At 59.5% G+C, this 19,417-nt stretch carries 18 protein-coding genes; 13 read left to right on the forward strand and 5 right to left on the reverse strand.

The annotated features are described in order from the left end of the window. The first annotated feature begins 179 nt into the window (after nt 1–179). Both BMOU_RS05955 and BMOU_RS05960 read left to right on the forward strand, forming a co-directional pair. Nucleotides 180–659, forward strand: a complete 480-nt coding sequence (locus BMOU_RS05955; RefSeq protein ID WP_051428928.1) for a MarR family winged helix-turn-helix transcriptional regulator — start codon at nt 180–182, stop codon at nt 657–659. Between the two features lie 66 nt (nt 660–725). Continuing rightward, nucleotides 726–1,238, forward strand: coding sequence for a methylated-DNA--[protein]-cysteine S-methyltransferase (locus tag BMOU_RS05960; RefSeq protein ID WP_034875799.1), 513 nt, complete (start codon nt 726–728; stop codon nt 1,236–1,238). 18 nt (nt 1,239–1,256) lie between these two features. Here the strand turns inward: BMOU_RS05960 and BMOU_RS05965 are convergent, their stop codons facing one another. Next, a complete protein-coding gene (locus BMOU_RS05965) occupies nt 1,257–1,772 on the reverse strand; it encodes a flavodoxin (RefSeq protein WP_034875800.1) in 516 nt (171 codons plus the stop codon). Between BMOU_RS05965 and BMOU_RS05970 the strand changes: the two genes are divergently transcribed. Then, nucleotides 1,771–1,977 carry a hypothetical protein gene (locus BMOU_RS05970; RefSeq protein WP_034875801.1) on the forward strand — a complete coding sequence of 69 codons (207 nt, stop codon included), beginning with the start codon at nt 1,771–1,773 and terminating at the stop codon, nt 1,975–1,977. The genes BMOU_RS05965 and BMOU_RS05970 overlap by 2 nt on opposite strands. On the opposite strand, the gene BMOU_RS05975 is transcribed toward BMOU_RS05970, so the two are convergent. Beyond that, complete coding sequence (locus tag BMOU_RS05975) at nt 1,966–2,748, reverse strand: SDR family oxidoreductase (RefSeq protein ID WP_034875802.1); 783 nt, start codon at nt 2,746–2,748, stop codon at nt 1,966–1,968. The two genes, BMOU_RS05970 and BMOU_RS05975, sit on opposite strands and share 12 nt — an antisense overlap. A 150-nt stretch (nt 2,749–2,898) precedes the next feature. Here BMOU_RS05975 and BMOU_RS05980 point away from each other — a divergent pair, with 150 nt between their 5' ends. Beyond that, nucleotides 2,899–3,786 carry a LysR family transcriptional regulator gene (locus tag BMOU_RS05980; protein ID WP_034875803.1) on the forward strand — a complete coding sequence of 296 codons (888 nt, stop codon included), beginning with the start codon at nt 2,899–2,901 and terminating at the stop codon, nt 3,784–3,786. A 9-nt stretch (nt 3,787–3,795) separates the two neighbouring features. Here BMOU_RS05980 and BMOU_RS05985 read toward each other — a convergent pair whose 3' ends face one another. Beyond that, entirely contained in the window at nt 3,796–4,386 is a 591-nt protein-coding gene (locus tag BMOU_RS05985; RefSeq protein WP_200864827.1) for a DapH/DapD/GlmU-related protein, read from the reverse strand. A 364-nt stretch (nt 4,387–4,750) separates the two neighbouring features. Here BMOU_RS05985 and BMOU_RS05990 point away from each other — a divergent pair, with 364 nt between their 5' ends. After that, nucleotides 4,751–5,599: an aldo/keto reductase gene (locus tag BMOU_RS05990; protein ID WP_034875804.1), complete on the forward strand. Its 849-nt coding sequence runs from the start codon at nt 4,751–4,753 to the stop codon at nt 5,597–5,599. 173 nt (nt 5,600–5,772) lie between these two features. Here BMOU_RS05990 and BMOU_RS05995 read toward each other — a convergent pair whose 3' ends face one another. Then, complete coding sequence (locus tag BMOU_RS05995; RefSeq protein ID WP_034875805.1) at nt 5,773–6,288, reverse strand: NAD(P)H-dependent oxidoreductase; 516 nt, start codon at nt 6,286–6,288, stop codon at nt 5,773–5,775. Between the two features lie 171 nt (nt 6,289–6,459). Here BMOU_RS05995 and BMOU_RS06000 point away from each other — a divergent pair, with 171 nt between their 5' ends. The 6 genes from BMOU_RS06000 to BMOU_RS06025 all read left to right on the forward strand — a co-directional run bounded on the left by BMOU_RS06000 (nt 6,460) and on the right by BMOU_RS06025 (nt 14,113). After that, nucleotides 6,460–7,227 carry an AzlC family ABC transporter permease gene (locus tag BMOU_RS06000; protein ID WP_034875840.1) on the forward strand — a complete coding sequence of 256 codons (768 nt, stop codon included), beginning with the start codon at nt 6,460–6,462 and terminating at the stop codon, nt 7,225–7,227. Next, nucleotides 7,227–7,565, forward strand: a complete 339-nt coding sequence (locus tag BMOU_RS06005; RefSeq protein ID WP_034875841.1) for a branched-chain amino acid transporter permease — start codon at nt 7,227–7,229, stop codon at nt 7,563–7,565. Before BMOU_RS06000 ends, BMOU_RS06005 begins: the two co-directional genes overlap by 1 nt. A gap of 144 nt (nt 7,566–7,709) precedes the next feature. Then, the gene (locus BMOU_RS06010) at nt 7,710–9,470 is read left to right on the forward strand and encodes an ABC transporter ATP-binding protein (protein WP_034875806.1); all 1,761 of its coding nucleotides are present in this window, start codon (nt 7,710–7,712) and stop codon (nt 9,468–9,470) included. 1 nt (nt 9,471) lies between these two features. After that, the gene (locus BMOU_RS06015) at nt 9,472–11,313 is read left to right on the forward strand and encodes an ABC transporter ATP-binding protein (protein WP_034875807.1); all 1,842 of its coding nucleotides are present in this window, start codon (nt 9,472–9,474) and stop codon (nt 11,311–11,313) included. Between the two features lie 176 nt (nt 11,314–11,489). After that, complete coding sequence (locus BMOU_RS06020; RefSeq protein WP_034875809.1) at nt 11,490–13,904, forward strand: carbon starvation CstA family protein; 2,415 nt, start codon at nt 11,490–11,492, stop codon at nt 13,902–13,904. Further along, nucleotides 13,904–14,113, forward strand: coding sequence for a CstA-like transporter-associated (seleno)protein (locus tag BMOU_RS06025; RefSeq protein WP_034875811.1), 210 nt, complete (start codon nt 13,904–13,906; stop codon nt 14,111–14,113). The genes BMOU_RS06020 and BMOU_RS06025 overlap by 1 nt, the downstream gene beginning before the upstream one ends. A gap of 76 nt (nt 14,114–14,189) precedes the next feature. Here the strand turns inward: BMOU_RS06025 and BMOU_RS06030 are convergent, their stop codons facing one another. Further along, nucleotides 14,190–15,353: a glycoside hydrolase family 3 N-terminal domain-containing protein gene (locus BMOU_RS06030; protein WP_081738508.1), complete on the reverse strand. Its 1,164-nt coding sequence runs from the start codon at nt 15,351–15,353 to the stop codon at nt 14,190–14,192. Nucleotides 15,354–15,556: 203 nt separating this feature from the next. On the opposite strand from BMOU_RS06030, the gene BMOU_RS06035 reads away from it, so the two are divergent. Both BMOU_RS06035 and BMOU_RS06040 read left to right on the forward strand, forming a co-directional pair. Next, on the forward strand, nt 15,557–18,781 hold the full coding sequence (locus tag BMOU_RS06035; protein WP_034875815.1) for a UPF0182 family membrane protein: 3,225 nt from the start codon (nt 15,557–15,559) through the stop codon (nt 18,779–18,781). A 90-nt stretch (nt 18,782–18,871) separates the two neighbouring features. Further along, nucleotides 18,872–19,384, forward strand: coding sequence for a GNAT family N-acetyltransferase (locus tag BMOU_RS06040; RefSeq protein WP_034875817.1), 513 nt, complete (start codon nt 18,872–18,874; stop codon nt 19,382–19,384). Nucleotides 19,385–19,417: the final 33 nt, after the last annotated feature.

Here is a 19,417-nt window from a genome sequence, read left to right on the forward strand (position 1 = left end):
TGTCGATGGTCTGTATTGCTGGAATGGCCATGCTCGCTCCTTGGAGATGGTGATGTCTAAAAACTAATTATCAGGTACCCTGATTGATTTCATATAGTATGGGTACCTGAATAAATAGTCAAATACCCTGATAGAATCGGTGTGTCTTGAGGTGGAATCCAAGCCGTATCGGAGGCGTTATGACGGATTTGCGGCGGAGTGAGGATGTCGAGCGCGATGTGCGAATCATGCAGAAATACATGGCATTCCAAAGCGAGTTCGCAAAGAAGATGAGCGCCAGACGTAATGACACGGGTGGTGGTAATCCGTCACTGTTCTCGTTGTCGAGTCGAGGTCAGGGGCGTATCGTCAGTTTGTTACGCGAGCGTGGGAGCATGTCGCAGCGCGAACTCGCACAGGAATTGCACGTGCAGCCGCAATCGACGTCGGAGATGGTGCATAAGCTGGAGCGCAAGGGGCTGATTCAGAGGACCCGAAGTGATTATGATGCCCGCGTCTTCGTGGTGAGGCTCACTGATGCCGGAGCCGAACTGGCCGAGGGGATGCTTCGGACCAAGCCCATGCTTCTGAACGTGCTGACGGATGAGGAGAAACTGCAGTTCGAGCATGTGCTTGACAAGCTGTTGGATGCCATCGAAACCGGAGGGGTCATCGATTGAAATGACTACGACCCCTTGCGTATGCCGCGGTACATTGTGCATAATGAAGCCGTCTGGAGGTGTGTGATGGGCGGGAGATACAAGACGCGTTACGATTCGCCGATTGGTGGCATCACGATGATCTCGGACGGTGAGGCGTTGCTGGGATTGTGGTTCGACGGGCATGCGGAGGATAGTGACGACGACAACGCGGCATGGACGGACGACCTGCCGGTTTTCAGGCTTGCCTTCCGTTGGCTGGATGAATATTTCGAGGGGCGCAAGCCGGAAGTGCATGTGCCGATACGGCTGGAGGGGACGCCGTTTCGTGAGGAGATCTGGGCGCTACTGCGGGAAGTCCCCTATGGCGAGACCGTTTCATACGGTGAGCTTGCGCATCGGTTGGAGGCGAAACGCGCCGACGGCCGCAGGGTTTCGGCGCGGGCCGTCGGCGGTGCGGTGCATCACAATCCGGTCGGCATCATGGTGCCCTGCCATCGCGTCATCGGCGCCGACGGCGGTCTTACCGGTTATGCGGGCGGTCTCAAAACCAAAGCCCGGCTGCTTCGGCTTGAAGGTGCGCTGAAGCAGCCGGACTGACCGAACCGATCGAATCTCCTATAGACCGGCCTTGGCTATCCAATCGCTGACCGCCTTGGCGGTTTTGTCGGCGTTCTTCTGTGCATCGGTGCCACGCACGGCAAGGCCGGTTTTCACGGTCGCGCCGGTCGCGTCGGCGATGCTGCCTGACGTCGACGCCAGGCCACTGCCCTCATGCGTGCAGAAGGGGTAGATGGTCTTGCCCTTCCAATCGCGGCCTTCAAGAAACGTGTATACCGGCATTGGTGCGTCGCCCCACCAGATCGGGTAGCCGAGGAATACGGTGTCGGCCGAATCTAAGGCGTCGGTGTCGCCGTTGAGCGTAATCTGCGGGCGGGCGTTGTCGCGCTGCTCGTCCTGTGCCACACTGGTGACCTCGTCATAGCCTTCCGGATAGGGTTCGTTGCGGGTGATCTCGATGATCGGGGCGTCGGTCTCTTTGGCAATCGCTTCGGCGAGTTTCGCCGTGTTGCCGACCTTCACGTTGCCTACGCCGTAATTCTCGCCGGCGCGGGAGAAATATACCACCACCATGCTGTTTCCTTTCGATGAATCGGTTGCCGTTTGTCTGGATGATTCGGATTTCGGGCTTGCGGACGATGTGTCGCCGGAAGAGGGCGTCGATCCGCATCCGCCGAGCGCGAGTGCGGTGATGCACAGGCAGGCCGAAAGTGCTTTGCGAATGTTCATGGTTTTCCGCCGTCCTATCGCCGTATGGTCTTCGTGGTCAGGCCAGTGACCGAATCGCGTCGAGATCCTTGAGCACGCGCTTCGGCTGGGTGGAGAGCGGGAAGTTCGCCTCATCGTATACGCCATCGAACGAGCCGGCCGCATCCGGTTCCAAACCCTCGAACAGGGGGGTCAGGTCGGCTTGTGCCGGACCCTGCTCGGCGATGAGCTCCAACGTTTTGCGGTCGGCTTCGTCGCTGCCCAGCGCCGACACCAGTACACGCGCGATCTGTGCGCGTGCGACCGCGCCGTCTTCCGGACTTGCGTGGCGATGCGTATCACCCTGCAGGAATACGAGCCGCTGCTGGTCGGAATCGTTGTAGTCGAACCAGCCGGGGCGCACGATGGTGTACTCGTTGCCGCTGGCGCGCACCAGACGCTCGGAGCGTCTTTTCCAATCGTGCGCCTGATAGTCACGGTTGTATTTCGAATCCATGTAGGTCACGCCGATTGCCGTCATCAGGGCGATGCGCACCTTACGTCCATCCAAGGCGAGTAGGGCGTTGTGGACCGCGCCGTAATCGATCTTCTCGACCATCGAGGGGCCGTCATGCGCACCCATGGTGAATACGATGCCGTCGATGCCGTCCAGTGCGCCCTTCAGCGATTCGACGCTGGTCAGATCGCCCTCGAACACGTCTACCCGGGCGTCGAAGCGTGCGCGGCCCGCGTCACGTACCAGGGCGCGCACCTGATACCCCTGGGCCAGTCCCTCGGCCACGGCCAGCCGTCCGATACTGCCGGTCGCACCGATGAACAGAACATGGGTTGGTTTGGTCATCTCAATATCCTCCGATGATGAACGTTGTGTGGTGTTGCCAGCGTATGACCGGATGAAAAATATAACAAATACAAATCAGCTATAGTAATTAATCGAAAAAATGCATATACTTATAGTGTTGATGCATGGAGTCGACGGAACGGGGCGATTATGGAAATCAAAGTATTGCGCAACTTCATTGCGGTGGTGCAGGAGGAGGGCGTCACCGCCGCGGCCGATGTCTTGCGTATCAGTCAGCCTGCGTTGTCCCGTCAGATCAAGGAGCTGGAAGAGGAGATGGGCGCTACGCTGTTCGTGCGGGGCAATCGTGGGCGTGCGCTGGAGCTGACGCATGAAGGCCAGCTGCTGTACCGACGTGCGCGCGAAATCGTGGAGCTTGCCGACCGCACCAAATCCGAAATCGCCTCTGGCGAGGAGATCGAGGGCAGCGTGCATATCGCAGCCGCGCAATCTTCGGTCATGGATGTGCTTGCCAAGGCCGCCATGCATGTGCGGGAGCTGCATCCCGGCATCCGCGTGCAGCTTCATGATGACTATGGCGAAAACATCGTGGAACGGCTCAACAACGGGCTGGCCGATTTCGGCGTGCTTGTGCAGCCGACCGACATGAGCCGCTACGATCACTTCCCATTGCCGGGCGGAGACCAGATGGGGGTGCTGATGAGGCCCGACAACCCATTGGCCGCGCAGGCCAGCGTTCATGCCGAAGATCTGCAGGGCCTGCCGATGATCGTGCCGAAGGGTTCGCTGGTACGGCGTGATTTTTCCGGTTGGTATGGCGCCGATCTGCGGCCGTATGACCTTGTCGGCACCATGAACCTTACGTATAACGCAAGCCGATTCGTGCGTGCCGGATGCTGTTGCGCCATGAGCCTGGAAGGGCTTGTCGATACGAGCGAGGGGAGCGGACTGTGTTTCCGGCCGCTCGATCCGCCCATGCACATCGCGCTGCATATCGCATGGAAGAAGGATCAGCCGCTTGCCCCGGCGGCCCAGGCCTTCCTCACATGCGTACGCGAAGTCGCGGCCGAATCCTGACGGCTCTCCCTACTCCTGCTGTTCGCTCGGGTCGAGCATTTTGATGACTTTGGCCGGGGACCCGACGGCGACCGCATAATCCGGGATGTCCTTGGTGACCACCGCACCGGCGCCGATCACGGCGTATTCGCCGATGGTCACGCCCGGGCAGATGGTTACGTTCATGCCGATCCACGCGTTTTTCTTGATGGTCACCTTGCCATAGGTGTAAATGGAATGACGTGCGTTGAAGTCATGGTTGATGGTGGCGATGCGCGCACCCGGCGCCACCTGCACGTTGTCGCCGAACTCAATGCCCCCCGAAGCGGACAGGATGGCCGAATGGTTGATGAACACGCTCTTGCCGAACTTCACGCGGCCGCCACCGAAGTCGCAGGTGAACGGCGTCAGGATGCGTACGTCATCAAGCTTGCGTCCGAACAGTTCCTCGAGATAACCCACATAGGACGGGTCGTCGGGCATGGCTTGGTTCGCCTTTGCGCACAGCGTACGGGCACGCATCATCTCGTCGACCGCCTCCTTGAAGTACGGCTCGCGGTTGTCGGTCGGGCCGCCCTGGTCCATCAGTTCGTATACATAGCCTTTGCTGTATTCCACCATGAAATCCTTCGAATCGTGTTGTCGGTGTTGTTGCAAGACCCATTATGGAATCGAAGCCGAATGCAAACCAATGTTCGTCACGAACGCTTTTCCATGCATTTTATGCATGGAAACTATTGTTGTAATACCAATGGGTATACATCATGGCGATATTCGGATGGCGTGCGGCCATATGCTTTGGGCGAAACGCAAATGATCCAAGCCGTGTCGACCGTTGATGCCTCCCCCCCGGGGTTCCTGGTACTCAGTGGGATCGCGAGAAAAGGAAGTACCATGATTCACTAAGCATTTCGTTGCGTTCGCATATCGCGGCAAAATCCAGGAACGCGACGATCATGCATATCGACCAGATCAGGGAGGATCCATGCAAAACTTCACCATGAACAACGGCCTGCAGATCCCGGCCATCGGCTACGGCGTATTCCTTATGACGTCGAAGGAGGTGCTCGAACACCTGCCACAGGCGCTGGACGCCGGCTACACACACATCGACACCGCGAACGCGTACCTCAACGAAGTGGCCGTCGGGCAGGTCGTCAGGGCATCCGGAATGGCCCGCGAGGATTTGTTCGTCACGTCCAAGCTGTTCCCCCAGAGCTACCCGTATGAGCAATGCGCAAAAGACATTGATGCCACGCTCGAACGACTCGGCATGGACTACGTCGACCTGCTGCTTTTCCATCAGCCTTACGGCGAGTATGTGGCGGGATGGAAGGCCATGGAAGAGGCCGTCAAGGCCGGTAAGGTCAGGTCGATCGGCCTGTCGAACTTCCCGATGCACAAGATTCAGGAAATTCTTGATGTGGCCGAAATCAAACCGGCCGTGCTGCAGGTGGAGATCAATCCGTATTGGAACCAGCATGAGCTCAAGCGCCAGCTGGAAGACGTCGGCATCGTGTTCGAAGGCTGGTATCCGCTCGGGCACGGCGACCGCACGCTGCTGGAGGAACCGGTATTCACAAGATTGGCCGGAAAATACGGCAAGGCCAATGCCCAGATCATCATGCGCTGGCATCTGCAGGAAGGCAACGTCATCTTCCCGAAGACCCTTAACCCCCAGCATATGAAGGATAATCTCGACATCTTCGATTTCTCCCTGACCGATGCCGAAATGGACGAAATCAACAGCCTGCCGCAGCACCCGTACTACCGGATACCCGGCGAGCCGCCGGCATTCGCGCTCGCCCATCACGATTACAGCCAGCAGGCGTGACGAGGTTCTTCGGGCGGCGGGGATGCGGCTCCGCGTCGGCACGGCTTGGGTGAGACCAATCAACCCGAAACATACCGACGCATACGGCACCTTGGCGTCGGTATGGCTTGGGGATGTCGACGACGGTCAGGCGACAACGACGCCCTGACCGTGCCCGACGGTTGGAATGAAGGTCAATCGGTCAGCGCGGTCGGATACTGGGCGACGGCCCGATCGATCTGCGCTTCGGTGGAGGTGGCGACGCCCTGAATCAGGAACGGTTCGAGATACGTGGCGTGCACATGGCGGAACGTCGTCTCGAACGGTGAGAGCAGCTCCTCCATGGTGCGTACGTGGCTGCCCTCACGGGCATACGAATCGGCGGGGGAACCGGTGGAGACGGCCACCATGAATTCCTTGCCCTCCAATGCGTGTCCGCCGCCATACGCCCAACCGGCCTGCAGCACCGCATCCTCCCATTGCTTCAGTAAGGCAGGGGAGCTGTACCAGTAGAAGGGGAATTGCAGCACGATGCGGTCATGTGACTCGATAAGCTTCTGCTCGTGCTCCACATTAATGCGGAAATCCGGGTATGCGGCATACTCGTCGATCACGGTCACGTCGCCGGTCTCGTCGGCGATGTCCATGAGCTTGCGATTGACCTGCGACTTCTCCAGATGCGGGTGGAACACCAAAACCAGCGTCTTCATCGATACTCCTTAGACTTGCGGGTTCACCAGTGGTGATTCTCATACATGAGCATAGTAGGGCGGCCGCCCTTGTTGAGTTGTTGAACCCGTCATAAGCAGCATCGATAATCGGCAGGGCGTTTATACGACGATGGTGCCGTTACCATGATCCTCGAGGGATCGTCGGGCGCGATGGTGAAGGAGAGGACGTCGGTGCGTCAGAAGAAGGGTGTGAAGACCAAGGCTTTGCGGGCCGCCGTACCCAAGGTGCTGCCGATTTGCATCAGTTTCTTTTTCCTCGCCATGTCGTATGGCCTGCTGATGGGCACCCGTGGCTTCTCGTTCCTGTGGCCCATGTGCATGAGTGCGTTCATCTTCACGGGTTCCATGGAATTCGTCACCGTGAACCTGCTGGTCTCCGCCTTCAATCCCCTTGCCACGCTGATGCTTGCGATGATGATCGGCACCCGTCATCTGTTCTACGGCATTTCCATGCTCGGCAGATTCAAGGGCATGGGGTTGAGGAAGCCATACCTCATCTACGCCATGTGCGATGAAACCTTCGCAGTCAACAACAGCGCACGGATTCCCGGCAATGTGGATCGCGGCTGGTTCTATTTCTTCGTCTCGCTGCTCAATCAGGCCTCCTGGGTGCTCGGGGCCACCATCGGCGGCATCGTCGGTGGACGGCTGACCTTCAATACCTCCGGACTGGATTTCGTGATGACCGCGTTATTCGTGGTCATCTTCGTGGATCAGTGGATGAGTTCGAAGCGCAAAAGCCACATGGCCGCTTTGACCGGCATCGTCGTGCCGGCCATCTGTCTGGCGCTGTTCGGCGCCGACGATTTCATGATCCCCTCGCTGGCCGTCATGCTGGTGATGTTCCTCATGCTGCGTCCGTATCTTGATGATCTGAAAACCGATATGCAATCCGACGGGCGGGAGGGCCGCGCATGATGATCATGACCACCTGGCAGGGCATCGTGACCGTACTGATGGCGGTGCTCGGTACCGTCATCACCCGATTCCTGCCATTCCTGCTGTTCCCCGAATCCAAACAGCCGCCGCGTGTCATTGAGTACCTTGGCAAAGTGTTGCCATACGCCATGACCGGCCTGCTCGTCGTCTATTCGTTGAAGGGCGTGCAACCGCTTTCCGGCAGCCACGGCATTCCCGAGGCGATCGCCATCGCCGTGATCGTGCTGCTGCACCTATGGAAGAGGAACATGCTGCTGTCGATTGCGGGCGGCACCATCGTCTACATGCTGCTCGTCCAACTGGTGTTCGCCGCCTAGGTACGGGTGCGATGTTGCACGGCGCGGCTACAATATAAGATTTTCTGTAGAAGTTGTTTTTTATCGTAAATATGGCAATATGGTTACCGAGTTGCGCTGAAAAAACTCGAGACGAGCCGATAGCAGGAGTAAGGACGGGAACATATGCGGCTGGTCATCCGGTTCATCAAACCATACTGGGGCCTATTCATTCTTACGCTGATACTGGTGTTCGCCGACGTGATCGGCGCATTGGTCATTCCCACCTTCGCGGCTGAGCTGCTCAACGAGGCCGCCACCTCCGCATCATTCGACGTCATGACCGCCACCGCCCTCAAAATGGGCGTGGCGGCGTTGTGCTCCGGAATCTGCGCCATCGGCGGCGGCTACTGCTGTTCGCAGCTATGCAGCCGCATCGGTAAGGACATGCGCATGGCGCTGTATCGCAAGACGTTGGACCTGTCGATCTTCGACTTCCGAAATTTCGGCACGGCATCCATCACCACCAGAACCATCAACGACGTAGTGAACATCCAGATGGCGCTTACCAACGTCATCAACATGCTGTTGCCGGTGCCGGTCATCTTCGTCATGGCGTTCACCTTGGCGTTCCGTCTGGATTCGTACATGGCGAGTTGGCTGCTGCTGGCCATCGTCTTCGTGCTGATCGTGGCGTTCTTCATCATGTGTTCCGCCTCGCCGCTGTTTCGCAGATTGCAGAAGCTGCTCGACCGCATCGGTGCCGTACTGCTGGAGAATCTGACCGGCGTTCGCGTAATCCGAGCCTTCAACAAGGAACGGCATGAGCGCGCCCGTATGGATGCGACCTTCACCGAATATGCGGGCACGTCCATCAAAGCCAACCGACTGTTCGCCAATCTGGATGGCCTGTCGTATTTCGCCATCAACGCATTCGTGGTGCTGGTCTACGTCCTGGCGGGCGGTCGCATCAGCGCCGGGCGTTTCCAAATCGGAGACATCACCGCCATCGTCGAATACTCGATGATGGCCCTGTTCTACCTGATGATGGCGCAGATGGTGATCATCACCCTGCCTCGCGCCCTTGAATGCGCCGAACGTATTCGCCTTGTGCTTGACCATAGTCCGCAGATCGCCGATCCGGTCGAGGGAGAGGCCGTCGATATGACGGACCGTGAGCCCCTCGACGATGGTGAGGTGCTGGCATTCGACGACGTGACCTTCCGTTTCGCCGATGCGCAGGAGAACACACTGACGCACGTAAGCTTCTCATGCAACAAAGGCCAGACCACGGCCATCATCGGCGGTACCGGCTCCGGCAAATCGACCATCGCCATGCTTGCGCTGCGATTCCACGACGCCAACTACGGTTCGATCCGCCTCAATGGCGTGGATCTGCGCGATATGAGCCAGCATGATCTGCGCGAACGCATTGCGTATGTGCAACAGCAGGCGTGGCTGTTCTCCGGATCGATCGGGGACAACCTTCGCTACGGCGATGCGAAGGCGACCGAAACCGAGCTATGGCATGCGCTCGACATCGCGCAGGCCACGGAATTCGTCTCGCAATCGCCCGACGGCCTTGATGCCCGTGTTGCGCAAGGCGGTACGAACTTTTCCGGCGGGCAGAGGCAGCGCCTGTCGATTGCCCGCGCGTTGGTCGGCGAGTCACAGCTGGTGATCTTCGATGACAGCTTCTCCGCACTTGATTTCAAAACCGATGCCGCACTGCGTCGTGCGTTGCATGAGGAGATGGGCGATCGTGCGGTGCTGATCATCGCGCAGCGTGTGAGCACCATCCAGCATGCCGATCGGATCGTCGTTCTGTCCGACGGTGCGGTGGCAGGCATCGGCAGGCATGACGAGCTGATGACGAGCTGCGACGTGTACCGCGAAATCGTCGAGTCGCAGACCAGACAGGAACCGACCATGGGGCAGGAGGTGTGACATGGCCGAGATGAACGACAACGTCGGAACCGACGACGGCACCGTCGGCGAACGGGAGCTGGACACGCCGAAGAACACCCTCGGCACCGCCAAACGTCTGTTCTCGCAGCTGGGGGATCAACATGTACGTCTCGGTGTCGTCGGCACTTCGATCGTGCTGTACACCTTCTTCCATATCGGCGCCCCGATGTACAGCGCCGTCGTGGTCGACGCGTTGTGGAACGCCATCAAGGATTGCCGGGAGCGGCATACGGCGTTCACCATCGGCTTCGCAAATGGTGGCATCGGTTGGAATCTGCTGGTTCTCGCCATCATGTATGCGGGGGAGTGGGGCTTCTATTACCTGCAGTCATACCTGATGGCTTCGGTGGCCGAAAACCTGAACCTCACCCTGCGCAAGCAGGTGAGCGCCAAGCTGCAACGATTGCCGCTGCGGTTCTTCGACCGCAACAAGCCTGGCGAGGTGCTGAGCCGGGTCACCAACGACCTGGACCGCATCAGCGAAGTCATGCAGAACGGACTGCTACGCCTGATCACGGCGATCACCACCATCATCGGCTCGCTGATCATCATGTTCTACTACTCGTGGCTGCTCACCGTCGTGTCCTTGGCATTCATCGCGGTAAACCTGCTGGTCACCAAGCTGGTGGCGCGCAGGAACCTCGAAGTGGCATCGCTGCGGCAGGAGACGGTCGGGGAACTCACCAGCCTGGCCGAGGAATACTACAAGGGTCGCAACATCATCAAGGCCTACAATCACGAAACCGAAAGCATCGCCGCGATGGATGACGCAGCCGAGCACACCCGTAAGGTGACGCAACGCGCCGATTTTCTGACCAACTGCGTGAATCCGCTGATTCGTATGATTTCGCGCTTCTCACAGATGTTCGTGATATTGCTGGCCGGTTGGATGGTCATCTCGGGCCGTATGACCATCGGTGTGGCTCAGGCGTTCTATCAATATGTCAATCAGGTAAGCGAGCCGATCACCGAGGCGAGTTACATGATCAACTCGCTGCAGTCGGCGCTCGCCTCCGCCGAACGTACCTTCGCCATGCTTGACGAAAAAGAGGAACGACCCGATCCGGCCGAACCGGCGCAGGTGATGGAGCCGGTGCGCGGTCGTGTGACGTTCGACCATGTGCGTTTCGGTTACGAGCCGGACCGGCCGCTTATGAGGGATGTAAGTTTCGTGGCCGAACCGGGAAGGAAGATCGCCATCGTCGGCGCGACCGGCGCCGGCAAGACCACACTGATCAACCTGCTCATGCGCTTCTACGAGATCGACGGCGGGCATATCACGTTGGACGGCGTTCCCACGGCCGATATGGCACGTGGCGATCTACGCCACGAATTCGGCATGGTGCTGCAGGATACGTGGCTGTTTGGCGGAACCGTCGCCGAAAACCTCGCTTACGGCAAGGCGGATGCCACGCGCGATGAAATCGTTGCGGCGGCCAAGGCCGCGCATGCGGACTTCTTCATCCGCACCCTGCCGCAGGGGTATGATACGGTGCTTGACAACGAGGCCGGCAATCTGTCGGTCGGCCAGCGGCAGCTGCTCACCATCGCCCGTGTATTCCTCGTGGACCCGCCGATCCTGATTCTCGATGAGGCGACCAGCTCCGTCGATACCAGAACCGAAGCGGAGATCGGCAAGGCCATGACCAAACTGATGAGCGGCCGAACCAGCTTCGTGATCGCCCATCGGCTGTCGACAATCCGCGACGCCGACCTGATCCTCTACATGGATCATGGTGACATCATCGAGCAAGGCGATCATGGCGAGCTTATGCGCAAGGGTGGCGCTTATGCGGCCCTCTACAACTCCCAGTTCGCCTAAGGCCCATCGTCGGAAGAACCATCGATAGGGTGGCTTCCGGGCGTGTCCCATATCGTGAGAAGTAACCCAGAAATACGATTCTCTCGCATACGCTGTTGCCTTAGCCACAAGCGAGAAAGGGTTCGATCATTCGAATCCGGCTACATCCAAAAGCTATCTACTGAGAGAGAACGATAATGACTAGTGCAGCAAGCACTGCCGGCACCCCGGCGCCAGCGCCGGGCAAGCTGGAGTTCAAGGATGACTACACGCCAGAAGAAGCGGAGCGCGTCATTCGCAATTCGAAAGGTCTGCCGGTCGGTGTGAAGCCGAAGATGGTGTGGACCTGGCCGAAGGCCCTGCTGTGGGCCGCCATCTCCATCGTATGCGCCATCGGCTGGGCCATCCTGGCCGTATCCCGAGGCGAGCAGATCAGCGCCATCTGGTTCGTGGTCGTGGCCATCTGCTCCTATGCCATCGCATACCGCTTCTACGCGTACTATATCCAGATCAAGATCATGCGTACCGACGACGCGAACGCCACTCCGGCCGAACGCGTGCATGATGGCGCCAACTTCGAACGTACCGACCGCCGCGTGCTCTTTGGCCAGCATTTTGCCGGCATCTCCGGTGCGGGGCCGCTCGTCGGCCCGATCCTGGCCGCTCAGATGGGTTACCTGCCGTCCGTGCTGTGGATCATCCTCGGCGTGATCTTCGCCGGTGCCGTGCAGGACATGCTCATGCTGTGGATCTCCGCCAGGCGTCGCGGCCGTTCCTTCGGCCAGATGGCCGCCGACGAGATGGGCAAGTTCGGCGGTATGGTGCTGTCGATCTTCCTGGTCGTCATGACCGCCATCGCCATGGCGTTCCTCGCCCTCGTGGCCATCAAGGCCATGGCGGCATCCCCATGGGCGGTATTCTCCATCGGCATGACCATCCCGATCGCACTGATCATGGGCTGCTACCAGCGCTTCCTTCGCCCGGGTCGCGTCATCGAAACCACGATTCTCGGCTTCGTGCTGCTTGTGCTTGACATCGTGGCCGGCGGCTGGATCGCCGACTCCCCGGTACTCGCCCCGATCTTCACCCTGTCCGCCAAGGAACTGGTCATCGCATTGGTGATCTACTCCTTCTGCGCGGCCGCCCTGCCGCATTGGCTGCTCGTCACCCCGCGTGACTATCTGTCCACGTTGATGAAAATCGGCACCCTGGTGCTGCTCGTCATCGGCATCATCATCGCCAACCCGTCCGTCAAGGTGCCGGGGCTGACCGAACTCGCCTCGACATCGACCGGTCCGACCTTCTCCGGCAACCTCTTCCCGTTCCTGTTCATCACCATCGCCTGCGGCGCCCTTTCCGGCTTCCACGGCGCAGTGAGCTCCGGCCTGACTCCAAAGGCACTGGAGAAGGAGAACCAGATCCGCATGATCGGCTACGGCTCCATGCTGGTCGAATCCTTTACCGCCGTCATCGCATTGATTGCGGCCATCACCATCTCCCAGGGCGTGTATTTCTCCACCAACATGTCCGCGGCCCAGATCTCCGCCGCCTCCGGCATGACCATCACCTCCACCTCCGCCGCCGACGAGCAGGCCGAAGCCGCCGTCAAGGCGGTGAATTCGATGAAGGTCTCCGACATCGAAGGCAACCAGATGAAGGTCACTTGGGAATCCGAGGGCTCCAACGGCGACACCAAGACATATGAAGGCGTCGAGGCCCTGAAGCAGGCCGCCTCCGACATCGGCGAGAAGTCCATCGTGTCTCGTACCGGCGGCGCCACCACCTTCGCCATGGGCATGGCGTCCTTCCTGAAGTCCTACCTTGGCGGCCACAATTCCATGGCCTTCTGGTACCACTTCGCCATCATGTTCGAAGCGTTGTTCATCCTTACCACCGTCGACAACGGCACCCGTGTGGCCCGCTACCAGATCGGTGAGATGCTTGCCAATGTCAGGAAGCTCAAGAAGTTCGGCGACCCGACTTGGCGTCCGGGCAACATCATCACCACGCTGATCGCCACCGCGCTGTGGGGCACCATGCTGTACATGGGCGTCTCCGACGCCAACGGCGGCATCAACGCCATGGTCCCGATCTTCGGCATCTCCAACCAGTTGCTTGCCGCCGCCTGCTTCATGCTGGTGACGGTGTGCGTGGTCAAGATGGGCCGTGCCAAGTACGCGTGGATTCCGGTCATACCGCTTGTGTGGGATGTGGCCGTGACCTTCACCGCCGATTTCCAGAAGATCTTCGATTCCAAGATCGGCTACTTCGCCGCAGCCAAGACGTGGCAGGCCAAGATCGATTCCGGAGAACTGACCGGCGAGGCGCTGACCAATGCCAAGGCATCGTTGTCCAACGCCTATCTTGACGGCGTGCTGTCCGTATTCTTCCTGATTATGATGGCCACCTTCCTGATCTGCGGCGTCGTCGTCATCGTGAAGACTCTGAAGGCCGGCAGGTTCGGAGCCGAAACCACTTCCGAGGATCCGTTCGTCGAATCCGAATGGTTCGCCCCGACCAGCCTGATCGCCACTTCCTTGGAGAAGAAGGTCGCCCGCGAGTATGCGGCCAAGTCCTACGAACTGGCCCATGAAAGCAAGGCGGCCGCCTGATGCCGCGACGTTTGGCGGCGGCGCTGACCAGGGCGTGGCGTGGCGTGGTCTGGTACATGCGGGAGATCAGCGGCGAAGCAAGGTACGACCATTATCTTGAACGCTTCGCCTCTGAACATCCCGGTGAACGGCCTCTCAGCGAGAAGGAATTCCTGCGCGCCCGCGAAGCCTATGACAAGGAACATCCCAACACCAGCTGCTGTTGCTGACATAAGGAACGTCCCCCCTTCCGTTCGGAAGCGGGGACGTTCCTCGTATGATGGAGGATCCCGGTGATCCCATTGTCTACCGAGCAAGTCCCATGGTGTATTTCAGAGTCATCACTCGTATGGCGGATTGCGTCACCTCCGCCGCGAAATCGGTGTCGACGACCGCCTTCGCGTTCAGTCCGTCCAGCACGGGTTGCACGTAATCCAAGGCGCCGATGCAGGCAAGGTCACCGCCCGCCTCCACCAAGCGCACCCCCAGCTCGCCTGGTGGCATGCCGCCTAATGCGGCCGCTGACATCGAATCCGATGTGATCACGCCCTGAAAGCCGATTGTGCCGCGCAGGTAATCGGTGATCAACGTGCTTGAGAACACGGCCGGATTGTTCGGATCGATCGCCCGATAGGTTGCCAATGACATCATCACCATCGAGGGATTCGCCTCCAACGCACTGTTGAACGCGCCGATCTGCGCGCCATCCAATGTGGTGGTCGTATCAAGAATGCCGTCGGCGGTGAAGTCCGTGTTGCCGGTCACCGAACCGAGTCCGGGGTAATGCTTGATCGTGCTGCCCACACCGGAATCGGCCATACCTTGGATGAATGCCTTGCCGTGCTCGGCGTTGCCGGCCGCATCCAGGCCAAAGTCACGGTGCAACGCGCCGATCGGGGCGTTGTCATCACGGTTTACGGTCACTGTTCCCAGTACGGGGGCCAAATCGATGTTGATGCCCGCGGATTTCAGCTGGGAGCCCCACATCCGCGCCGACTGCCGGAGTCGATCGACGCTCATCGTGCCTTGTGAGACGGCGCTTGGCATGGTGTCGAAGCCATCCCCACGCAGATGTTGCACCTCGCCGCCTTCCTGATCCGTGGTCATCAGCAGCTGGTTATCGGCGGGAGCGTAGGACTGCAGTGCCGAGGTTGCCCGTGCCACACCGGCCGTACCGGAATTCCAGTTGCCGATGATCAGCACCGAGCCCACATGCTGGTCGGCGATGAGATCGCGCAATGTCGAGGGATCCGAGCCTGCATACAGCGGCGCCATGACCAATTGGCCCACCCGTTCCGTCATTGTCATACCGGTTACGGCCGCCACCGCTCTGCCATGAGGAGAGTCGTCAATTGCCGTCGGTACCTTGGAACGATTCAGGGAATCGTGTGCTTCAGCCATGTGTGTGGGGGAGGTTTCGGGTGAGGATATCGCGTTGTTGGATGCGGGTCCTGGTGAGCATGAAACCATTGCGCACAGCGCGACGCAGATGAGTGACAGTGCACTGCGGTGAATGGAACAAACGCAAGCCTTCTTCATGTGACCAATTATCACATGAGGGGAACGGCGGGATGTGCGCCGGATTTGGGAAGGGGGATTTGGTGATACCACCTCCCCACCATGAATCGTCTGGTCGTTGACATGCGTTCCTTGCCTGTCTGTAGGCTGGTATCATGTCTTTCTTTGATATGTTTGGCCCCCTGTTCGATTCCTCGGAAGGTGCGAACCGCTCCGACAAGCAGCGTTCCTCGAATGATGATCCCATCATCCTCAATGTCGAGACCGATGGCGACGCCGCTTCGCAATCCGGCTCGGGCGTGCCTCCGAAAGGTCCCTCCCGCCCGCGCATCGCACGACGTCCCGCCCGCCCGCGAAAAGGGGCATCGCGTGGCAGTAGGATTCTCATCGGCATCGTTCTGGCCCTGGCCATCGTCATCGGGCTGTTTTTCGCGCTGGCGCAGTTCATTACCGATGTCATGTGGTACGACCAACTTGGCTTCCAAAGCGTGATCTGGACGCAGTTGGGCACCAGGGTCGGTCTGTGGGTCGCCTATGCGCTGCTGCTCGCCGGCATCAGCTTCATATCCGCCACATTGGCGATTCGTGCGCGTCCGGATGCGGCCGACGGTTCCACCATTCGCATCAAGGGCGACACCATCGAAGTGGGCAAAGGCGTGAGCTCCAAGAACGCCCGTCGCGTGGCCGTGGTCGTTTCGCTGATTGTCGGTCTGATCTTCGGCGCGCAGTTCAACTCGAACTGGTCCGAGATCCTGCTCATGTTCAATGCGCAGAGCTTTGGCACCACCGACCCGCAGTTCGGTCTTGACAACGGCTTCTATGTGTTCGTACTGCCCGGACTGCGTCTGATCATGTCGGCCGTATCGTTGCTGCTGCTCGCCGGCATCATCTTCTCCATCATCACGCACGTGCTCATGGGCGGTATCAGCATCACCATGCCGGTCAATGGTCGTGGCCTGTTCAACATCACCAAACGCGCCCGCCGCCAGATCGGCATCTGGCTGATGCTGAACATGTTCGCCTGGGCCGCCAATCAGGTGGTCGGCGTGTTCTCCACCCTGACGGCGGAAGGCAGTCGCATCACCGGCGCGACCTACACCACGGTGAACGCCACCATTCCGGTCACCTTCATCATGGCCGCCATCACCGTCATCCTCGGCGTGGTGCTGGGCGTGTGGATCATGAAATCCCACGCTCTGGAAGGCCGGGCCCCCATCGCGGTACGCGCCTCGGAAGCGTTGAAGGCGTGGAAGGTGCCGACCGTGGCCATCGCATCCGCCGTTGTCGTCAGCCTTGTGCTTACCGTCGCATGGCCCATGCTGCTGCAGCGCTTCCGCGTGAACCCGAATGCGCAGGAGATGGAATCCACCTATATCCAGCGCAACATCGACGCCACCCGCACCGCTTACGGCTTGAACAAGGTAAAGACCGAACAGTACAAGGCCACCACCGAAGGTGAAGCCGGCGCACTGGCCGATTCCGCCGAATCCACCGCGCAGATCCGACTGCTCGACCCGCAGATCGTCTCGCCGACCTTCAAGCAGTTGCAGCAATCCAAGCAGTACTACACCTTCGCCGACACCCTGTCGGTCGACAAATACGAGGTGGACGGTGTGAGCCAGGACACCGTCATCGCGGCCCGCGAGCTTGATCTCGACGGTCTCGACAACCGTAACTGGGTGAACGACCATACCGTGTACACGCACGGCTACGGCGTGGTCGCCGCCTACGGCAACAAGGTGACCAGCGACGGTCAGCCGAAGTTCTTCGAATCCGGCATCCCCACCCAAGGCAAACTGACGGATTCCGAAAAGTACGAGCCTCGCATCTACTTCTCTCCGAACGCCTCCGAATATTCCATCGTGGGCGCTCCGGAAGGCACCAAATCCTGGGAGTTCGACTATCCGACCGGATCCGAAGGCGCCACCAACACCTTCAAGGGCGACGGCGGCCCGAAGATCGGCAACATCTTCTCCCGATTGCTCTACGCGATCCGCTTCGGCTCCGATCAGATCCTCTTCTCGGACCGTGTGAACGCCAATTCGCAAATCCTGTACGATCGTTCCCCGAAGGAGCGTGTGGCCAAGGTCGCCCCGTATCTGACCCTCGACGGTCGCGTGTACCCGGCCGTGGTCGACGGCAGGGTGAAATGGATCGTCGACGGCTACACCACCTCCGATGCCTACCCATATTCGCAGATGACCGATCTGGGGGATGCGACCAAGGATTCCACCACGGAGACCTCGTCCACCGTCACGGGCCTGAACTCGCAGAACGCCAACTATATCCGCAATTCGGTGAAGGCCACCGTCGACGCCTATGACGGTTCGGTGGATCTGTATGTGTGGGACGAGTCCGATCCGGTCATCAAGGCGTGGGAACAGATATTCCCCGGTCAGTACCACCAGCTCTCCGAAATCTCCGGTGATCTGATGAGTCATCTGCGTTACCCGGAAAGCCTGTTCAAGGTGCAACGGGAACTACTCGCCAAATATCATGTATCTTCCGCGAACCAGTTCTTCTCCGGTGAGGACTTTTGGCAGACCCCGGTCGATCCGACCGAGTCGCAGCAGGCCCAGCAGCGCGACATTCTCCAGCCACCGTATTATCTGACCCTGCAGACCGGCGGATCCAACGAGCCGGTGTTCTCACTGACCTCCTCGTATATTCCTGCGGGTTCCTCGACACGAGAGATTCTGACGGGCTTCCTGTCGGTCGATTCCGATGCGGGCAACGAAAAGGGCAAGATCGGATCCAATTACGGCACCATACGATTGCAGGAGCTACCGAAGGATTCCAACGTGCCCGGGCCGGGCCAGGCGCAGAACAACTTCAACGCCTCGGCCGACGTATCCAAGGAACTGAACCTGCTCGAATCCGGCTCCACCAACGTGCAGCGGGGCAATCTCCTCACCCTGCCGCTTGGCGGCGGTCTGGTGTACGTCCAACCGGTATATGTGAAATCATCCGGTTCCACAAGCTTCCCGCTTCTGAAAAAGGTGCTTGTGGCCTTCGGCGACCAAGTCGGATTCGCCAACACCCTGGATGAGGCGCTCGATCAGGTGTTCGGCGGCAATTCCGGAGCGGCCGCAGGCGATGCCGAAAACGTCGAGGGCGGCACCTCGTCCGGCAAGACGGAGGGCAAGACCGACTCCGGCGGTCAGCAGGGCGATGCCTCGCAAGGAGGTTCCACGGATTCGAACACCGGCAACGACACGGGCGGCACGGCCGACAGCGATCTGAAAAACGCGCTGAACGACGCGGCCCAGGCCATGAAGGATTCCGACGCCGCCATGAAGAAGGGCGACTGGAGTGCCTACGGCGAGGCGCAGAAGAAGTTGCAGGAGGCCTTGAACAAGGCCATCGAACTCGAACGGTAGCTCCCTGTGCATCTTCTCGGAGAGGAGTCGTATCCACAAGTGTGGATGCGGCTCCTCCTTCGTTATCCGGGAACGCTATGGTAGACAAGCATGACCGAATACACCTATCGAATCGCCGATGAGGACGACATCCAAGCCATCACCGACATCTATAACGCCGCAGTCATGGCGGGCGGTTCCTCCGCCGACATCACTCCGCGCACCTTCGACCAGCGTAAGGCCTGGGTCGAATCACACAAGGAGCCGTATGCGGTGTTCGTCATCGAAACGACGGACGACAATGGCGACCGGACGATCATCGGTTTCGGTGCGTTGTCCGTGTTCTATGATCGGGCCGGCTACGACGGCGTCACCGATCTGGCCTATTACGTCGATCCCGCATGGCAGGGCAAAGGCGTAGGCACCTACACGCTGGCGAAACTGCTCGAGGAATGCCGTAAGCGTAATATGCGCAAGGCCTGTGGCATCATCTTCGCCGACAATGCCGGTTCCATCGCGTTGATGCGGCGTTTCGGCTTCACGCGGTTCGGTCTGATGCCGTCGGCCGCCACCGATTCCACCGGCACCATGCGTGACATGAGCTACTGGTATCTCGACCTGTAAGTACAATTTTCCCGGTTAACGACGGAGACAACA

Source organism: Bifidobacterium moukalabense DSM 27321, from assembly GCF_000522505.1.
Classification (GTDB): domain Bacteria; phylum Actinomycetota; class Actinomycetes; order Actinomycetales; family Bifidobacteriaceae; genus Bifidobacterium; species Bifidobacterium moukalabense.